12 protein-coding genes are annotated in these 17,700 nt (G+C 41.9%); 3 read left to right on the top strand and 9 right to left on the bottom strand.

What is annotated here, in order from left to right:
• Positions 1-5: 5 nt before the first annotated feature.
• The 4 genes from L2703_RS03590 to L2703_RS03575 form a co-directional block, all read right to left on the bottom strand.
• A complete protein-coding gene (locus tag L2703_RS03590; RefSeq protein ID WP_248969775.1) occupies positions 6-1,526 on the bottom strand; it encodes a mannitol dehydrogenase family protein in 1,521 nt (506 codons plus the stop codon).
• 96 nt (positions 1,527-1,622) lie between these two features.
• Positions 1,623-3,338 carry a purine-cytosine permease family protein gene (locus tag L2703_RS03585; protein ID WP_248969774.1) on the bottom strand — a complete coding sequence of 572 codons (1,716 nt, stop codon included), beginning with the start codon at positions 3,336-3,338 and terminating at the stop codon, positions 1,623-1,625.
• Positions 3,339-3,579: 241 nt separating this feature from the next.
• Positions 3,580-4,551 (bottom strand): sugar-binding transcriptional regulator, encoded by a 972-nt coding sequence (locus L2703_RS03580; protein ID WP_248969773.1) that lies wholly within the window; start codon positions 4,549-4,551, stop codon positions 3,580-3,582.
• Between the two features lie 21 nt (positions 4,552-4,572).
• Complete coding sequence (locus L2703_RS03575; RefSeq protein ID WP_248969772.1) at positions 4,573-5,244, bottom strand: HAD family hydrolase; 672 nt, start codon at positions 5,242-5,244, stop codon at positions 4,573-4,575.
• 677 nt (positions 5,245-5,921) lie between these two features.
• Here L2703_RS03575 and adhE point away from each other — a divergent pair.
• Positions 5,922-8,519 carry a bifunctional acetaldehyde-CoA/alcohol dehydrogenase gene (gene adhE / locus L2703_RS03570; RefSeq protein ID WP_248969771.1) on the top strand — a complete coding sequence of 866 codons (2,598 nt, stop codon included), beginning with the start codon at positions 5,922-5,924 and terminating at the stop codon, positions 8,517-8,519.
• 52 nt (positions 8,520-8,571) lie between these two features.
• On the opposite strand, the gene L2703_RS03565 is transcribed toward adhE, so the two are convergent.
• The 5 genes from L2703_RS03565 to zwf all read right to left on the bottom strand — a co-directional run bounded on the left by L2703_RS03565 (position 8,572) and on the right by zwf (position 14,149).
• Positions 8,572-9,264 carry an aspartate/glutamate racemase family protein gene (locus L2703_RS03565; RefSeq protein ID WP_248969770.1) on the bottom strand — a complete coding sequence of 231 codons (693 nt, stop codon included), beginning with the start codon at positions 9,262-9,264 and terminating at the stop codon, positions 8,572-8,574.
• Positions 9,265-9,468: 204 nt separating this feature from the next.
• A complete protein-coding gene (locus tag L2703_RS03560) occupies positions 9,469-10,113 on the bottom strand; it encodes a bifunctional 4-hydroxy-2-oxoglutarate aldolase/2-dehydro-3-deoxy-phosphogluconate aldolase (RefSeq protein ID WP_248969769.1) in 645 nt (214 codons plus the stop codon).
• Between the two features lie 20 nt (positions 10,114-10,133).
• Positions 10,134-11,960 carry a phosphogluconate dehydratase gene (gene edd, locus L2703_RS03555; RefSeq protein WP_248969768.1) on the bottom strand — a complete coding sequence of 609 codons (1,827 nt, stop codon included), beginning with the start codon at positions 11,958-11,960 and terminating at the stop codon, positions 10,134-10,136.
• 11 nt (positions 11,961-11,971) lie between these two features.
• On the bottom strand, positions 11,972-12,670 hold the full coding sequence (gene pgl / locus L2703_RS03550) for a 6-phosphogluconolactonase (protein ID WP_248969767.1): 699 nt from the start codon (positions 12,668-12,670) through the stop codon (positions 11,972-11,974).
• A gap of 9 nt (positions 12,671-12,679) precedes the next feature.
• Positions 12,680-14,149 (bottom strand): glucose-6-phosphate dehydrogenase, encoded by a 1,470-nt coding sequence (zwf, locus tag L2703_RS03545; RefSeq protein WP_248969766.1) that lies wholly within the window; start codon positions 14,147-14,149, stop codon positions 12,680-12,682.
• A 337-nt stretch (positions 14,150-14,486) separates the two neighbouring features.
• Here zwf and L2703_RS03540 point away from each other — a divergent pair, with 337 nt between their 5' ends.
• Together L2703_RS03540 and pyk are read left to right on the top strand one after the other, a co-directional pair.
• Positions 14,487-15,341 (top strand): MurR/RpiR family transcriptional regulator, encoded by an 855-nt coding sequence (locus L2703_RS03540; RefSeq protein ID WP_248969765.1) that lies wholly within the window; start codon positions 14,487-14,489, stop codon positions 15,339-15,341.
• Positions 15,342-15,660: 319 nt separating this feature from the next.
• Positions 15,661-17,100, top strand: a complete 1,440-nt coding sequence (gene pyk / locus L2703_RS03535; RefSeq protein WP_248969764.1) for a pyruvate kinase — start codon at positions 15,661-15,663, stop codon at positions 17,098-17,100.
• Positions 17,101-17,700 lie beyond the last annotated feature (600 nt).

Genomic DNA, 17,700 nt, shown 5'->3' with positions numbered 1-17,700 from the left:
AAGGTTTACCCTTTTGCTTGTAATCTAGCTTGCATAATCGATTTAATGTCGCTGCCAGGAGCATAGAGCGAAGCAATAGCTTGGCGATAATCTTTACAGAAACTTGCTTGGTTATTTAAATCACCAAACAAATCAGTTAACTGTAAAAACGAAAGTGCGTCTTGCTCAGTTTTACTTGCATAATCATGTAATTGAGCTGCCATTTGATCGTTGATATCAAGTTGGTTACCCTGTTGATCCACTCGCTTGTCGCTGTATAAACACCAGGCTGCGATGACTAAACACGCTAATGACGTATCATGGTTTAAGGCAATATTTTCATTAATTGATGCAATAATAAATTTAGGTAATTTTGCTGAACTTTCTAAACAAATACGCGCCAAACTGTCTTTAATATTTGGGTTAGCAAATCGCTCAATCAAGGTGTCTTTGTACTGTTCTAAGTCAATACCCGGTAACTGCTCAATTAACGGCGTAACCTCATCGTCCATAAACTTACGTAAATATGCAGCAAACAGTGGATCGGTTACCGACTCATCAATGGTGGCATAACCATGAATTGAACCCAGTAATCCAAGTACTGAGTGACCAGCATTGAGCAAACGAATTTTCATTTTCTCAAAGGGGGTCACATCTGTGACAAATTGCGCGCCAACAGAATCTAATGCAGGACGACCATCACTGAAATTATCCTCTATAACCCATTGAGTGAAGGCTTCACAGGTAATTGGCCACTCATCTTGTACATTATAAGCAGATGCTACATATTCAATATCAGCTTTGGTTGTTACAGGTGTAATACGGTCAACCATCGCATTAGGAAACGCCACACTTGACTCTATCCACTGGCCAAGTTCAGCATCAATTTTACTGACAAAAGCGAGCAACATTTTACGAGTCATATCGCCGTTATGTTGAATATTGTCACAAGACTGAATGGTAAAAGGCTTCATTCCTTTAGCTTTACGTTGCAATAACGCCGCTGTGATATAGCCAAATGCGGTGATAGGGTCATCTAGATGAGCCATATCATGGACAATATCAGGATTTGTAAAATCAAACTCACCCGTTGCTGGATTAAAGTTATAACCCCCTTCTGTGATAGTTAATGACACAATTTTAGTTTGTGGATTAACTAACTTATCAATGACCTGCTGTTTATTTTCTGGCGCAAACAAAAAGTCAATCATTGAACCCATCACTTGATGTTCAATTTTGCCATTTGGATGACGCACAGTTAAGGTATATAAATAATCTTGCTTGACCAAAACATCACGTAAACTGCGGTTCGCTTCTAATAAACCAACACCGCAAATAGCCCATGACTCAGAGCCTGGTTTTTTTAGCAATTCATTAATATACATTGCTTGGTGAGCACGGTGAAACCCACCCACACCAATATGCACGATTCCAGCGGTTAATTTACTACGATCATATTTAGGTACATCAACATCGGCAGGTAAAGTCGATAATGTTTGCTGACTTAGCGTGTTAAGTTTAACGTTTGTTTGTTGAGCGTGCTGCATACTCATGCCTCGTAAAATAAAATGGGTTAATATTTGCAATATCAATAACAGGTCTAACTTACGCCTATTAAATAGGCGTAAGACACTAAATACTCTTTATGAATTTAATTTTTTATGACGTTTTAATGCAAAGTATGAACAGCTAAAGTAAATCACTGTGCAGGCAAAACAAACTGATTCAAATAAGGATTTGTTTTCTGCGTAAGTATCCATTGTTGGACTATAAAACATCACATTGACAGCCAATAACGCAATAATCACTAAAGAGACAAAAGCAAATACATTCAATAACAGGGTTATTTTACTCTTATCTTGTACTTCCTCTTTATCATCTTGCGCCATAGCATCTTGGTATTGTGTAATTTGTTGCTGCTCTTTTTCATCCGCTAAAATAGCGTCAGAATAATCTAAATCAGCACCATACTTTTTAGCTAATACGGTATAAACAACAATGGTAAATATCCAAGTAGGAATAAATAAATAATAGAACGAAATGACATCTAGGCTATTTAACCCAAAACCAAATATCAATGCTAACGCCCAGGTGGCAATGGCAGGGGTACTTTTTGATAAGTTTTGATACTTCGCCCAATAACGAGTTAAACCAATTTTTGGAAATAACACATGCTCAGCAAAAACGATACCACCAACAGGAACCACTAATAAACCGGCATAAGTTAATAACGGTAACATTTGAGTAAATACAAACGGAAAACATGCAACAACCACAGTCACTAAACCCACAATTGCGGTAGTGCGTTCACGCGATTGATTAACAAAAATAGACTGTGCCGCTAAACCTGCACGGTAAAGGTTAGCGTTAGCAGTAGTCCAACCTGCAATGATAATGATAACAAAACCAGAAAAACCTAATGCATGAAATGCAACATCACCTGGATCAAGTTGTGTAATCGTGGTTTTCAATAATACAGCTGTACCTGCGCCCATAATACCAGCTGAAATCCAAGCTAGATAATGGCCAAAAAACATGCCTACACCAGAAAACAGTCCATAGCTTTTACGTTTAGCAAAACGGAAAATAGCCATGTCAATTAAACCAAAGTGCGTTATAGAGTTGGCTGCCCAAGCAAAGCCAATAACTTCTAATAAACCAATACCCTTTTCGCCTTTATCATTAACGCCAGTCCAAATAGAACTGTCACCAATGGTCATAAAGTCTTGCCAACTGTTTAGCGTAGTTGAGCCAATAACATGGTTTGACAACTCAGGAAATAAGCTAAACGAGCCCGCAATAAATATCACAAACAACCAAGGGGCACACAATTTAGAAAAATCAGCAACGGTTGAAAACCCATACATGGCAACCAAAACAACAATCGAGCCAACAGCTAGCACAATCATCACAAACCACAGGCTACTAGGGTACCAATTTAATTGGGCAGGAATATCAAAAAGAAAACGTACTGCAGTTGATGACACAGTGATCATGGCGGCTGAAATCACTGAGAAAATAATCACATTAGCCCAGTTATAGAGCTTAGTCATTGAGTCGCCAGCAATTTTATTTAAGTAGTTGTATAAACTTAAACGTGTTTCTACGGCTATAGGTGCTGTGAGTAACCACCAAGAACACATGGCTAACAAGTTACCAATGAGTAATCCCAGAAGAATATCAATAGTTGATGCACCTAAAGCCACAAAGGTCGCACCAATAACAAATTCTGTTGCGGCCACATGCTCCCCGGCATATAAACCAGCAAAATGTTTCCATCCGTGTAGCTTATTTTTTGCTACAGGAAGTTGCTCCTCATTCATTTGATGAAATGAAGGATCCTGGTGACTTGTCGTCATTATTTTTATATTCCTACTAATATTAAGGTGAATTAATCCCTCACCAGAAACGATGATAAAATTAATACCTTACTTTTTATCTATTTATTATTTCTACAATTTGAAATAATAACCCCATTTTCTTTTATTATTATGGCAGAGCCACACTATCAATTTGATTAACGCTATTTTTGTCTGTATTACCGCTTTTTTAACGCTTTACTTTAACTCACCACTTTAGTGTTTCACTATAACTTGCTTATTAAATAGATTTATTCACTCTAAGGAGTATTTGCTCAGCTGTGTATTCATTGGTAATCAACGAATTAATTAATCCACCTCGCAATGCACCTAAAATGGCATCTACCTTGCTGTTGCCTGCTGCAATACCATAAACGGGTTTGCTCGCATTAATTTTTAAAGGTGAACTCATTACCAACTGATTTATTGGATGATCTAATAATCTACCTTGCTGATCATATACCCAGCTAATAATCTCACCTGCAGCACTATCATTAACTAATTCATTCAATTGCATTTGATTGATAAAGCCATCAAGCATTAGCGGCGACTGCCCACTCATTTGACCTATACCAACAAAAGTGGCGTCTGCTTGTTCAACTAAAGACAAAATGCTTTTTACCGGCGTTAACTCATGTAATAAGTTTTTCTCTTCAACCGAATTAGCAATTACAGGCAATGGCATTGGGTAATGTTTAGCCTGTACCCTATTAGACATGCTAACGACAATATCAAATGCAGACGCTGAACCGTCTGACATCATGTTACCTAATAACGAGACAATTTTGTGTTGCGGACACTGCATAGAAGGTAATTCATCAATGCATGCTTTCAGTGCCCTGCCAGTACCAAATGCCAATGTTTTTGGTTGCTCAGATTTTAAATAACGCTCTAAAACCGCAGCGCTAGTTTGTGCTAAACCATGCACAGAAGCATTATCAATAGGATCGCTCGGGACAATTTCACATTCTAGTAAAGAAAATGTGCTTTTCAATTGCTCGCCTAGCTCCATACACTTAGTGATTGGATGCTCTAAACGAACTTTTATTAATCCTTCACTCACAGCTAACGCGACTAAGCGCTGTGCAGATTGCCTAGATACTTCTAATTTTTGTGCAATTTCATCTTGGGTATTTTTCGCGACATAATAAAGCCAAGCAGCTCTTGCTGCATCTTCTAAACGCGCCAATTCCGAATTTGATTTGTTGTCCATGATAGTCCCTTTTATTCAGTCTTAACGCATTATGTTTGGCACTAAATGTGCAAAAATATTCCAGTGAGTTAACACTGGAACTTGTGGGTAGGCTGTTGCTACAGGATGTGCTTGCGCACTAATATGCCCACCACCAACATAATGAATCACCGGCATTTTTGCAGCCACAGCAGCCGACACGCCAAAAAAACTGTCTTCAATGACTAAACAATGCTCGGGAGCCACCCCCATGCAGTTTGCTGCATGTAAAAATAAATCCGGTGCAGGTTTGCCGTGCTTAACATCGCTAGCAGTAAAAACACGCCCAGCAAATACATCAGTTAGCCCCACCACAGACAAGGCTTTAGTTGTTCGCGCTAAACTACTGCTTGTTGCAATACAACAAGGAACATCCAGCCTTGCTAACACATCCTTAACCCCTTGTGTCACGGTTAAGTCATGCTCAAATGCGATTAAAAGTTGCTCTCGGTATTGGTGTTCAAAATCATCAGGCAACGAAATCGACAATAAATGCTTAATCTTCTCTGCTACGGTGGCAAATTGGCAACCTAAAAAATGTTGCTGAACAAATGCCATATCAATGTCTGCGCCTAGCAGTGCTAGCTTGTCGATCAACACATTTGCACTAATCACTTCACTGTCGATAACAACACCGTCGCAATCGAAAATAACTAATTGTGGGCTTAAAACCATAAACCAGCCTTATTAAACCAAGTAAATTGACACACTATATTACATTGGTTTTTGACCTAACACCCCACAGTTAAACAGCCTTTACTGATAGAAAATCGAGCAACAGCACTTTTTATCCAAGATGATTACGTATTTTACAACCAACCGGTAAACATTTGCCCGATACAAGAGCAAATGCTCACAACCAACATATTCCCTCTTCTCTATATTGATGTCAATCACATTTCTCACATTAAATGAGCAAAACAAGCTTTAGCTGTTGCTTATGTAGGTTTTGCGATAATAAAATGTTATTTAAATTCAATGTAATATTGTTTTTATTAGCTAATCTTAGGGCTTTGATGTGATTTTTATTTAGCTAAAATCACTCAGTTTTTTTAATAAAACAATCTAATTTGGCAAGCTTGATAACAGATTGTCTGCATGTCATTGAAGTGTTAACAAGCACAGTTAGCATTAGCTGTCACATTCGTTAACGGCCGTTATGTGTGATCGTCAAACATTCACTGATAGCAATGGGAAATTAAGTCAGCTGACCTATCAAAATTACGTAATAAAATTACATTTATGGTGTTTGTGTGGTCAGGATCACAGCATTAAGGCCCCTAAGGCTGTAATTTTATTTACAAAGAATGTTTTGCAAAACAATTTGCTGAATATTTTTAGAGGAAACCATCATGACAGTCACCAACACTCAAGAGCTTGATCTATTGGTAGAACGTGTTGCCAAAGCACAAGCCCAATTTGCTAATTTTAGCCAAGAGCAAGTTGATAAAATCTTTAGGGCCGCCGCATTTGCTGCTGCCGATGCCCGTATCTCTTTAGCCAAAATGGCGGCAACTGAAACCGGAATGGGCGTGCTTGAAGACAAAGTCATTAAAAATCACTTTGCTTCAGAATACATTTATAACAAATACAAAGATGAAAAAACCTGCGGTATTTTGGCCGAAGACTTAACCTTTGGCACCATCACCATTGCCGAGCCTGTGGGGATTATTTGTGGAATTGTGCCCACAACTAACCCAACATCAACAGCAATATTTAAAGCGCTTATTAGCTTAAAAACCCGCAACGGCATTATCTTTTCGCCGCACCCAAGAGCCAAAAACTCAACCACAACCGCAGCGAAAATTGTACTCGATGCCGCTGTCGCGGCAGGCGCACCAAAAGACATTATTGGCTGGATAGATCAACCCAGTGTGGCACTGTCTAATCAATTAATGACCCATGAAAAAATTAACTTAATCTTGGCCACCGGTGGCCCAGGCATGGTAAAGGCCGCCTACTCTTCTGGCAAACCTGCCATTGGTGTTGGTGCCGGAAATACGCCAATTGTGATTGATGAAACCGCAGACATTAAACGCGCCGTCAGCTCCATTTTAATGTCTAAAACCTTTGATAACGGTGTGGTATGCGCCTCTGAGCAAGCCGTTATCGTTGTCGAAAGCATCTATAAACAAGTAAAAGAGCGCTTTGCTCACCACGGCGGCTATATGTTATCTAAAGCCGAAACCACCGCAATGCAAAATGTCATCCTTAAAAATGGCGGCCTAAACGCTGACATCGTTGGCCAAAGTGCAGTCAATATTGCCCTTATGGCAGGTATCACAGTACCAAACCACACCAAAGTATTAATTGGTGAAGTCACAGACATTAATGATGCCGAAGCTTTCGCCCATGAAAAGCTATCACCATTATTGGGCATGTATAAAGCCAAAGATTTTAATAACGCGATGGACAAAGCTGAAGCATTAGTCACTTTAGGCGGCATTGGCCACACCTCTGGCTTATATACCGATCAAGATACCCAACAAGCACGAGTTAAAGCCTTTGGTTTTAGGATGAAAACCGCACGAATTTTAATTAATACCCCAGCCTCACAAGGCGGCATTGGTGATTTATACAACTTTAAGTTAGCACCATCGTTAACCTTAGGTTGTGGTTCATGGGGCGGTAACTCAATTTCAGAAAACGTTGGCCCAAGCCACTTAATCAACAAAAAAATGGTCGCTAAGAGGGCTGAAAACATGTTGTGGCACAAGCTTCCATCATCAATCTACTTCCGCCGTGGCAGTTTACCGATTGCCCTTGAAGAAATAAGCGACAAAAAACGTGCGTTAATCATTACCGATAAATTTTTGTTTAATAATGGCTATTGCAACGAAACGTTAAAGATATTAAAAGCACAAGGATTAGAAACCGAAGTGTTTTACGAAGTTGAAGCTGACCCAACATTGGCCATTGTCCGTCAAGGTGCAAAAGTAGCACAAAGCTTCCAACCGGATGTGATTATTGCATTAGGTGGCGGCTCACCTATGGATGCTGCCAAAATCATTTGGGTGATGTACGAACACCCAGATGTTGATTTTGCTGATTTAGCCCTGCGCTTTATGGACATTCGTAAGCGTATTTATAAATTCCCTAAAATGGGCCGTAAAGCCAAAATGGTGGCCATACCAACCACATCAGGCACAGGCTCAGAAGTGACCCCTTTTGCGGTAGTCACAGATGAAGAAACAGGTATAAAGTACCCCATTGCAGACTATGAACTCACACCAAGTATGGCCATTGTTGATCCAAACCTAGTAATGGACATGCCTAAGTCATTAACGGCCTTTGGCGGTATTGACGCAGTAACGCACGCATTAGAAGCCTATGTCAGTGTAATGGCAAACGAATACAGTGACGGCCAGGCATTACAAGCACTCGATTTACTGGTCAAATACTTACCAGACGCGTATGAGCTAGGCGCAAAAGCCCCTATCGCCCGTGAGAAAGTCCATAACGGCGCCACCATTGCCGGTATTGCCTTTGCCAACGCGTTCTTGGGAGTCTGTCACTCAATGGCGCACAAATTAGGTGCTGAGTTCCACTTGGCCCATGGTTTAGCTAATGCCTTGCTCATCACTAACGTGATTCGTTTTAACGCCACAGACATGCCAACCAAGCAAGCAGCGTTCAGTCAATATGATCGCCCTAAAGCATTGTGTCGTTATGCTGCCATTAGTGAGCACTTAAAGTTAGGTGGTAAAACAGATGAGCAAAAAGTGGAAAAGCTCATTGAGAAAATCGAAGAGCTTAAGAAGGTCATTGGGATCCCCGCCTCTATTCAAGAAGCCGGCGTTAACGAAGCTGACTTTATCGCCAAGTTAGACGAGTTAGCAGAAGATGCGTTTGACGATCAATGTACAGGTGCTAACCCTCGCTACCCACTCATTAGCGAGATTAAACAAGTGCTATTAGACAGCTTCTATGGCCGCGCTTATAAAGACTAATCTATATAAACGGTAATACAAACGCCTTAATTGCACAGCGCTTAAGGCGTTTTTATGTTAATGCTAACGATACTGCACTGTTAGCATGGATTTGAGTAGTGTCATATAAGGGGACTTGAGTGTGTTGTTGCTGCACTAACAAGGCAATTTCAGTGCAGCCTAAAATCACCGCTTGCGCGCCTTGAGCAAACAACTTATCAATAATGGTTAAATAAGCCTCTCGTGATTTTGGGTTAATCTTTCCTAAACACAATTCTTGATATATCACGTCGTGAATTTGCGTTTGGTCATCGGCACTGGGCACAATCACTTCAATGGGGTAATTATCGCTAATCTTGCGTTTGTAAAAGTCTTGTTCCATGGTAAAGCGAGTGCCTAACAAACCCACTTTAGTGATGCCATCGGCCAGTAGTGCATTGGCAGTCGCATCAGCAATATGCAAAATCGGGATCGAAATTCTTGCCTGTATCTCATCAGCCACTTTGTGCATGGTATTGGTACAAATCAGTACAAAATCAGCGCCACCGGCTTCAACCGCTAGCGCAGCATCAGCTAATATGTTGGCAGTTACATCCCATCTCCCTTGATGTTGCAAAGCTTCAATTTCAGCAAAATCGACGCTGTACAAACACACCTTCGCTGAATGTAAGCCACCTAAAGCTGCCTTAACCCCCTGGTTAATCGCCTGATAATAGCTTAGCGTTGACTCCCAGCTCATACCGCCAATCATGCCAATGGTTTTCATGCTTATTCCTGTGATGTGAATTTGATGATGCTTAGACTGATTTTACCAATACTTCATTTTATAAACAGTTACCCTGACTCGACTTTACTGATGGCTTTCTGCGACTGACGCCGTAGGCCATATGCTAGCAACTATATGAAACAAAAAACCATAAAAAAACCAGCTAATTAGCTGGTTTTTAACGTGATGTCATTACAAGGTTAATTAAAGCGCGGCTAGCGCGTCTTTACATAACTGCGTAATACGATCCCATTCTTCATTGTCTACAGCATCGGTTGGAGCAATCCAGCTGCCGCCAATACAATCAACATTTGGCAGTGCCAAGTAGTCTTTGTAAGTGGCTGGGCTAATGCCGCCTGTTGGGCAAAAACGAATGTCTGCTAGCGGACCAGAGAATGACTTAAGTGCATTCACACCGCCAGATGCTTCTGCAGGGAAAAATTTAAAGTGAGTGTAACCTAACTCCATTCCCACCATGATTTCAGAAATACTGGCAATACCTGGAATTAAAGGCACTTTACCCTTTTTCGCCGCTTTTAATAAATCAACCGTAGCACCTGGTGTGATAATAAACTGCGAACCTGCTGCCACTGCCTGGTTAAGCTGAGTTTCGTTTAAAATCGTGCCAGCACCGACAAGGGCTTCTGGTACTTCTTTCGCAATTTTTGCTATCGCTTCGAGTGCACAAGGAGTACGTAACGTCACTTCTAAAACACTGATCCCACCGGCAACTAAAGCTTTCGCTAAAGGCACAGCATGCTCTAGTTTGTTTATCACCATAACCGGAACTACTGGGCTACGTTTAAACACTTCTTGTGGTTGAAGTAACCAGTTATTAGGTTCAATCATGTTACCGACTTCCTTTATTTTTAATATAATTCATCAATCGCGCTAGTGCTGCGAGCACCTGTTTCTGGGCTACTTAAGCTGCGACGTAACGCACCAAACAATTCACGGCCCATGCCGTACGCTGAATGGTGTAAGTCCACAATCCCTGCGGTGCGGTTTGCAAGCGTTTTCTCGTCAACTAACAGGGTTAATTCACCTGTAGTCGCATCGATCCGGATCATATCGCCATCTTGAACTTTGGCAATTAAGCCGCCGTCTAAGGCTTCTGGCGTTAAGTGAATGGCAGCTGGGACTTTACCTGATGCGCCAGACATACGGCCGTCGGTCACTAATGCAACTCTAAACCCTTTGTCTTGTAGGGTTCCTAAAAATGGCGTGAGTTTATGCAGTTCAGGCATACCATTGGCTTTAGGGCCTTGGCCTTTAACCACAACAACACAATCACGATCTAATGAACCAGATTTAAACAAGGCATCAATTTCGTTTTGATCGTTAATCACTACAGCAGGAGCTTCGATGACACGATTGCCCGCAGGCACTGCCGATACCTTAATCACCGCACGGCCTAGGTTGCCTTTAAGTAAGGTTAAGCCACCGTTGCTTTGGAAAGGCGAATCAAGATGGGTTAATACTTCTTTGTCTAACGATTCAGTCACGCCCTCAACCCACTTTAACTCGCCATCGATAATACGAGGCTCTTGGGTGTAACGACGTAAACCGTAACCGGCAACAGTATTAACATCTTCGTGGATCAAACCACCATCGAGTAATTCTTTAACCAACAAGGCCATACCGCCAGCGGCATGGAAATGGTTAATATCTGCATGACCATTTGGATAAACACGAGCTAACAATGGTACCGCGGCAGATAAGTCAGAAAAGTCATCCCAGTTAACGATAATGCCTGCTGCACGAGCAATGGCAACAATGTGCATGGTTAAGTTAGTTGAACCGCCGGTTGCTAATAAGGCTACGATGCCGTTAACAACTGACTTTTCGTTAACCACTTCACCAATTGGCGTATATTGCGTGCCCATTGACGTTAAACGACACACTTGCTTAGCGGCCATTTTGCTTAACTCGTCACGTAAAGGATCATCTGGGTTTACAAACGATGACCCCGGTAGCTGTAAGCCCATCACTTCTAACATTAACTGGTTAGAGTTAGCGGTACCGTAAAAAGTACAAGTACCTGCACTGTGGTAAGACTTTGATTCGGCCTCAAGTAATGCAGCGCGATCAACCTTACCTTGAGCAAACTGCTGGCGAACACGGGCTTTTTCTTTGTTTGGAATACCTGATTTCATTGGGCCAGCTGGCACAAATAACATAGGTAAATGACCAAAGCTCAATGCACCAATCAGTAAACCTGGTACGATTTTGTCACAAATACCAAGTAACAATGCACCATCAAACATGTTGTGCGATAAGCCAACCGCGGTAGACATGGCAATCACTTCGCGGCTTAATAAACTTAACTCCATGCCAGGCTGGCCTTGAGTCACACCGTCACACATGGCTGGCACACCCGCGGCAACCTGAGCAACACTGCCCACATCCATACACGCTTGTTTTAGCATGTTTGGATAGGTTTCGTATGGTTGGTGAGCCGATAACATATCGTTAAATGCGGTCACAATTCCGATGTTGGCTTTTGTCAGTTGACGTAAAGACTCTTTCTCCGCAGGCTGACAAGCGGCAAAACCATGAGCAAGGTTGCCACAACTTAACGCACTGCGATGAACGCCTTTAGCTTTTGCATCGTTTAAAGCTGATAAATAATTTGAACGCGATTGTTGGCTGCGAGCAATAATCCTATCAGTAACGGTTTGTACTACAGAATGCATGGTAAAACTCCTTACGCGCTATAGAACACATCAACGGGCGTTTTACGCTGCGCTAATACGGCTCTAATGGGCATTTTGGAAACATCATCATTTTCAAGTGCTTGATGATATACAGTTAATTTTGGCTCACCGACAAGATGCAAATAAATTTGGCGACTATTTAAAATGGCATCTTTAGATAACGTAATTCGAGCATGTGGGGCTGTTGTAGGATTAACAGCAGCACATAAATCTTTTGTGGTCAGCGCATTGTCGAGCTCGGCGCTGCACGGAAACCATGAACAGGTGTGACCGTCAGTTCCCATACCAAGCACTACCACATCAAACGGACGTGGAAAATTTGCTAATGACTCACTGGTCATATCGCAGCCCGCTTCAGGAGTGGCGAACATATTTTTTAGGCCACGAAATTTTGCGCTGGCTGCACGATTTTGCAATAAGTGCTCGCGAACTAACCTTTCGTTTGAGTCTTGTTCATCGGCATTAACCCAACGCTCGTCGGCTAAGGTGATGTATACATCGCTCCAGTCAACCAACTTTTGGCTTAACAGTTTAAATAATTTAAGTGGCGTTGAACCACCCGACACCACTAAACTGGCTTTTCCGCGTGTATCAACAGCATCTTGTAACTGCTTGGCAATCTTATCAGCAAGCTTGGCTTCAAGATCGGCGGGCGAATCAAACGACTTAAATACGGTTTCTTTAATCATATCTGCTCCTTACTCGTCCCACGAACGACCGTCTTTGGTAATTAATGCCACCGACGCTACTGGTCCCCAAGTACCAGCTGGATAAGGCTTTGGTTTTTCACCGCTTTGTTCCCAGGATTGAATAATCCCGTCAACCCACTTCCAGGCTTGCTCTACCTCGTCACGACGCACAAACAAAGCTTGGTTGCCTAACATGGCCTCTAGTAGTAAACGCTCATAAGCATCGGCAATACGTTCGTTTTTAAAGGTATCAGTGAAACTTAAATCCAACTTAGTGGTTTGCAAACGTTGTTTTTGCTCAAGACCCGGTACCTTGTTCATCATCTGGATCTCAACCCCTTCATGAGGCTGCAAACGAATGGTCAACTTGTTTGGGGGTAAATTACGGTAACTGGCACGGTACAAATTGTGTGGCGGGTTTTTAAAGTACACCACAATTTCGCTGCTCTTAAATGGCATACGCTTACCGCTGCGTAAATAGAAAGGCACACCAGCCCAACGCCAGTTATCAATATCAACACGCAGTGCCACGAAGGTTTCGGTGTTAGAATTCGTGTTGGCATCGTCTTCTTCAAGATAACCTGGTACAGGTGAGCCTTTTAAGAAGCCAGCACTGTACTGACCACGAACAGTGTTTTCGTACACATTGTCTTGGTTAATTGGACGCAGAGATTTAAGCACTTTTACTTTTTCATCACGGATGCTGTCAGCGTCTAGGTTTACGGGTGGGTCCATTGCAACAAGGGTTAACACTTGTAATAAATGGTTTTGGATCATGTCGCGCATTTGCCCTGCGCCATCAAAATAACCCCAACGCCCTTCAATGCCCACTTCTTCAGCAACAGTGATTTGGACATGGTCGATAGTCCGGTTGTCCCACTTAGATGCAAATAATGAGTTGGCAAAACGCAGTGCGATTAGGTTTTGTACTGTTTCTTTACCTAAGTAATGGTCAATACGGTAAACCTGGTTTTCATTAAAGAACTCTGCCACTTGATCGTTAATCACATGCGAAGAGGCTAAATCGGTACCAATGGGTTTTTCTAACACCACACGGGTATCTGGTTTAATTAACCCTTGCTCATGCAAGCAGCGACAAATGGCACCAAAAATAGAAGGCGGAGTGGCAAAATAGTTCACCATGACACGCTTACTTGGTTCAAGTAAGTCATGGAAGGCCTGATAACCTTCTGGCTCGGTAAAATTGGTGCCGATGTAGTGACAACGACTCAGGAAACGCTCTAGCGTGGTTGGGCAAATGTCGTCTTTAACAAACGTGTTTAATGCTTTGGTTACAAGCGCAATGAATTCATCGCGGGTGAATGCATCTTTTGCAACACCAATAACCTTGGTTTCTTTATCGAGTAGCTCTGCTTTATCTAGCTGATATAAAGAAGGTAATAACTTACGCCTCGCTAAATCGCCTTTTGTACCAAAAAGTACGAAGTCACAAGCCTTGGCTCCAATTGATTTGCCCATTGCTGAAAACTCTCCTGATGATGTGTGCGCGCCATGTTCGAATTCGGTCGATGAATAAAAACACACTTTTGTTGTAATATAACAACAGAATTTGAATATTGCATCTTTAATTTACAAATATTGCGTTGTTGTTAACCTAGTCATTTGCATCTAATATCTGGTATGATTTTCCACCTATAACAAGGCTTAAGACTCATTTAACCGTGATCTGCGTCTTGAAAAATAATCACAGGATCGTGTAAAAGGTAAAAAAATAACTTAAATCACGAAATTCCTGTAAGTTATGGTATAAAACTACATTACCTACTTTTAGCTACTATTTAGCGGATGCTTGCTTATGAATACCCTAGAAAAGGTGCAAAAAAGCCTTACCCAGTTTAGTAAATCGGAACGTAAAGTTGCCGAAGTCATATTAGCCTCACCGCAAACAGCTATACATTCTAGCATCGCGACGTTAGCCAAAATGGCTGATGTAAGTGAGCCCACCGTTAACCGCTTTTGCCGCCGCTTAGACACTAAGGGTTTCCCTGATTTTAAGTTACATTTGGCACAAAGTCTTGCTAACGGTACACCTTATGTTAGCCGACACGTTGAAGAAGATGACTCTCCAGATTCATATACAACAAAAATCTTTGAATCTTCAATGGCATCGCTCGATACCGCACGTCAAAGTCTTGATACAGCAGCCATCAATAAAGCCGTAGATATATTGACGCAAGCCAAGACAATTTCGTTTTTTGGTTTAGGTGCTTCTTCTTCTGTGGCACATGATGCACAAAACAAGTTCTTCCGTTTTAATGTGCCAGTCATTTGTTTTGATGACGTGCTAATGCAACGTATGAGTTGCATTAACTGTAACGAAGGCGACGTGGTGGTATTAATTTCTCACACTGGTCGCACTAAATCATTAATCGAAATAGCCCGTATTGCCCGTGAAAACGGCGCTGCAGTGATAGGCATTACCGCGCGTAACTCACCTCTATCATTAGAGTGTACGTTACCTGTGACCATGGAAGTACCAGAAGATACCGACATGTATTTACCTATGGCTTCTCGTTTAGCGCAGCTGGTGACAATAGACGTGCTGGCCACTGGTTTTACATTGCGCCGCGGACCGCGTTTCCGTGACAACTTAAAACGCGTAAAAGAAGTATTAAAAGAGTCACGCGTGAATAAAGATCTCACTATTTAGGCGCTTTTTTGTTATTAGGGTTGTTAACTAATTACACAATTATGCGAGTTTTGATCCCGATGTAGTATTCAAACTGTGGGGTTAAAATGCCATCAAAGGCCAAACGGTTAACCCCGGTTGGTCTTTTTTATTGTAAAAATCACTTATCTGTCACATAAATTACACACTAAAAAACGTCTTTTTGTTTGTAACTTTACTACATTAATTAAGAATGTCTGTTAATATAGTTACATCATTTAAGTACTAAGATAGCTAATGTACTTTTAATAACCAAATTCTATTTAACACAAAATCTATCTTTTCATTAACGGAGTATCTCATGTTCCGCAGAACTAAAATCGTTACAACTCTTGGACCAGCAACTGATCGCGATGACAATTTACGTAAAATTATCGCCGCAGGTGCTAACGTAGTGAGACTTAACTTTTCACACGGTTCTCCAGAAGACCACCTAAAGCGTGCAACAGATGCGCGCAACATTGCTAAAGAGTTGGGTAAGCATGTTGCCATTTTAGGTGACTTACAAGGCCCTAAAATTCGCGTTTCTACTTTTAAAGACAACAAAAAAATCAAGCTAAACTTAGGCGATGCATTCATCCTTGATGCTGAACTAGCAAAAGGTGAAGGCGACGAGAAGCAGGTTGGTATTGATTACAAGCAATTACCAGATGATGTGGTCATTGGCGATATTTTGATGCTTGACGATGGTCGTGTGCAATTGCGTGTTGAACGTGTTGAAGGCCGCAAAGTTTTTACTACTGTGACAGTTGCAGGCCCTTTGTCAAATAACAAAGGCATCAACAAAAAAGGCGGCGGCTTAACCGCTCCTGCATTAACAGAAAAAGACATGGCTGACATTAAAACAGCTGCCATGATTGATGTTGATTACCTCGCAGTATCATTCCCTCGTACCGGTGCGGATTTGGATCTTGCGCGTAAACTGGCTGTTGAAGCTGGCAGCAAGGCATTAATCGTTGCTAAAGTTGAACGTGCCGAAGCCGTTGAAACTGACGAAGCGATGGATGATGTGATTAAAGCATCAGATGTTGTCATGGTTGCTCGTGGAGATTTAGGGGTCGAGATTGGCGATGCAGCACTAGTTGCAGTGCAAAAACGCTTAATTCAACGTTCACGTCAATTGAACAAAGCAGTGATCACTGCAACCCAAATGATGGAATCAATGATCACCAGCCCAATGCCAACACGTGCAGAAGTGATGGACGTAGCTAACGCGGTATTAGACGGTACTGATGCCGTGATGCTATCTGCTGAAACTGCCGCTGGTGATTTCCCAGAAGAAACCGTGAAAGCCATGGCTAACGTTTGTTTAGGCGCAGAATCGCACCCAAGTGTTAAAGTGTCTAAACACCGTATGGACCAGAGCTTTACTTCTGTTGAAGAAACTATCGCGCTTTCAACCATGTATGCTGCTAACCACTTAGCGGGCGTTAAAGCGATTATTTCGTTAACTGAATCTGGCGCAACAGCTAAGTTAATGTCACGCATCAGTTCTGGTTTGCCAATTTTTGCCTTGTCTCGTCATCAAAAAACCCTTGCAAGCATGGCATTATATCGTGGCGTGCAACCCATTGAATTTGACTCTACGGCCTACCCTGCTGACGAATTAGCCCAGCAAGCCTTAAATTGCATGGTTAAAGCAGGTTATTTAGCCAGTGGCGATATGGTACTAATGACCAAAGGCGATGCTATGGAAACCATTGGTGGCACTAACACTTGTAAAGTACTTGTTGTCGCTTAATAAGCTAATTACGAGCCCCATAAGCGTTTAATCGCGAATCAGTGGGGTAAAAAACAAAGCCAACCTCGCGGTTGGCTTTTTTATTGCCCTTAATCAACAGACGTCAGTCTCTGTCGTTTGCCTCTGCCATATTCTCGCAATCATAATTTCATTGCTGTTTATACCATTCCGCATTAATAAGTGGCCACTCAGAATGCGTCCAGCGGTTTTTGATTAAGGCGTCGCTATGTAGTAATGGTTGTTCCCTTTCAAATAGCGAGAACGTAAAGCAAAAGCGGCTGGGGCATTCCTTTTGGGCGAGTTTTAAAAAGGCTTACACTGCGTTGCATGACTTCGAAAGAGAATCACTATTCATTCAGTCATTCGCCTTGTTTAAGCCCTTTTAAATTCTCGCTGAGAGATCACTTACTAACGCGGAATGGTATTATCAATGCCGTCAACTTACGTTGCCCAGTCGGCAATGTCTGTTATTGGGTTCATCACCTAATGAACATGACTTAATAGCCGCCGTTAATCACTTCAGTGAAGAGTATAAACTACTAATAAAATGTTAATGCCGTGTTTATGGACCACCTGATACCGGCAATAAAAAGCCCCGAC

It is taken from the genome of Shewanella basaltis, assembly GCF_023283885.1.
In the GTDB taxonomy this organism is placed as follows: domain Bacteria; phylum Pseudomonadota; class Gammaproteobacteria; order Enterobacterales; family Shewanellaceae; genus Shewanella; species Shewanella basaltis.
This window is presented reverse-complemented; position numbering and strand designations above follow the sequence as displayed.

Coding starts and splice junctions, on each gene's coding strand:
- L2703_RS03565 (WP_248969770.1), bottom strand. CDS start 9,264: ATGAAAACCATTGGCATGATTGGCGGTATGAGCTGGGAGTCAACGCTA.
- L2703_RS03590 (WP_248969775.1), bottom strand. CDS start 1,526: ATGCAGCACGCTCAACAAACAAACGTTAAACTTAACACGCTAAGTCAG.
- L2703_RS03585 (WP_248969774.1), bottom strand. CDS start 3,338: ATGACGACAAGTCACCAGGATCCTTCATTTCATCAAATGAATGAGGAG.
- L2703_RS03580 (WP_248969773.1), bottom strand. CDS start 4,551: ATGGACAACAAATCAAATTCGGAATTGGCGCGTTTAGAAGATGCAGCA.
- pgl (WP_248969767.1), bottom strand. CDS start 12,670: ATGATTAAAGAAACCGTATTTAAGTCGTTTGATTCGCCCGCCGATCTT.
- L2703_RS03575 (WP_248969772.1), bottom strand. CDS start 5,244: ATGGTTTTAAGCCCACAATTAGTTATTTTCGATTGCGACGGTGTTGTT.
- pyk (WP_248969764.1), top strand. CDS start 15,661: ATGTTCCGCAGAACTAAAATCGTTACAACTCTTGGACCAGCAACTGAT.
- L2703_RS03560 (WP_248969769.1), bottom strand. CDS start 10,113: ATGATTGAACCTAATAACTGGTTACTTCAACCACAAGAAGTGTTTAAA.
- edd (WP_248969768.1), bottom strand. CDS start 11,960: ATGCATTCTGTAGTACAAACCGTTACTGATAGGATTATTGCTCGCAGC.
- zwf (WP_248969766.1), bottom strand. CDS start 14,149: ATGGGCAAATCAATTGGAGCCAAGGCTTGTGACTTCGTACTTTTTGGT.
- L2703_RS03540 (WP_248969765.1), top strand. CDS start 14,487: ATGAATACCCTAGAAAAGGTGCAAAAAAGCCTTACCCAGTTTAGTAAA.
- adhE (WP_248969771.1), top strand. CDS start 5,922: ATGACAGTCACCAACACTCAAGAGCTTGATCTATTGGTAGAACGTGTT.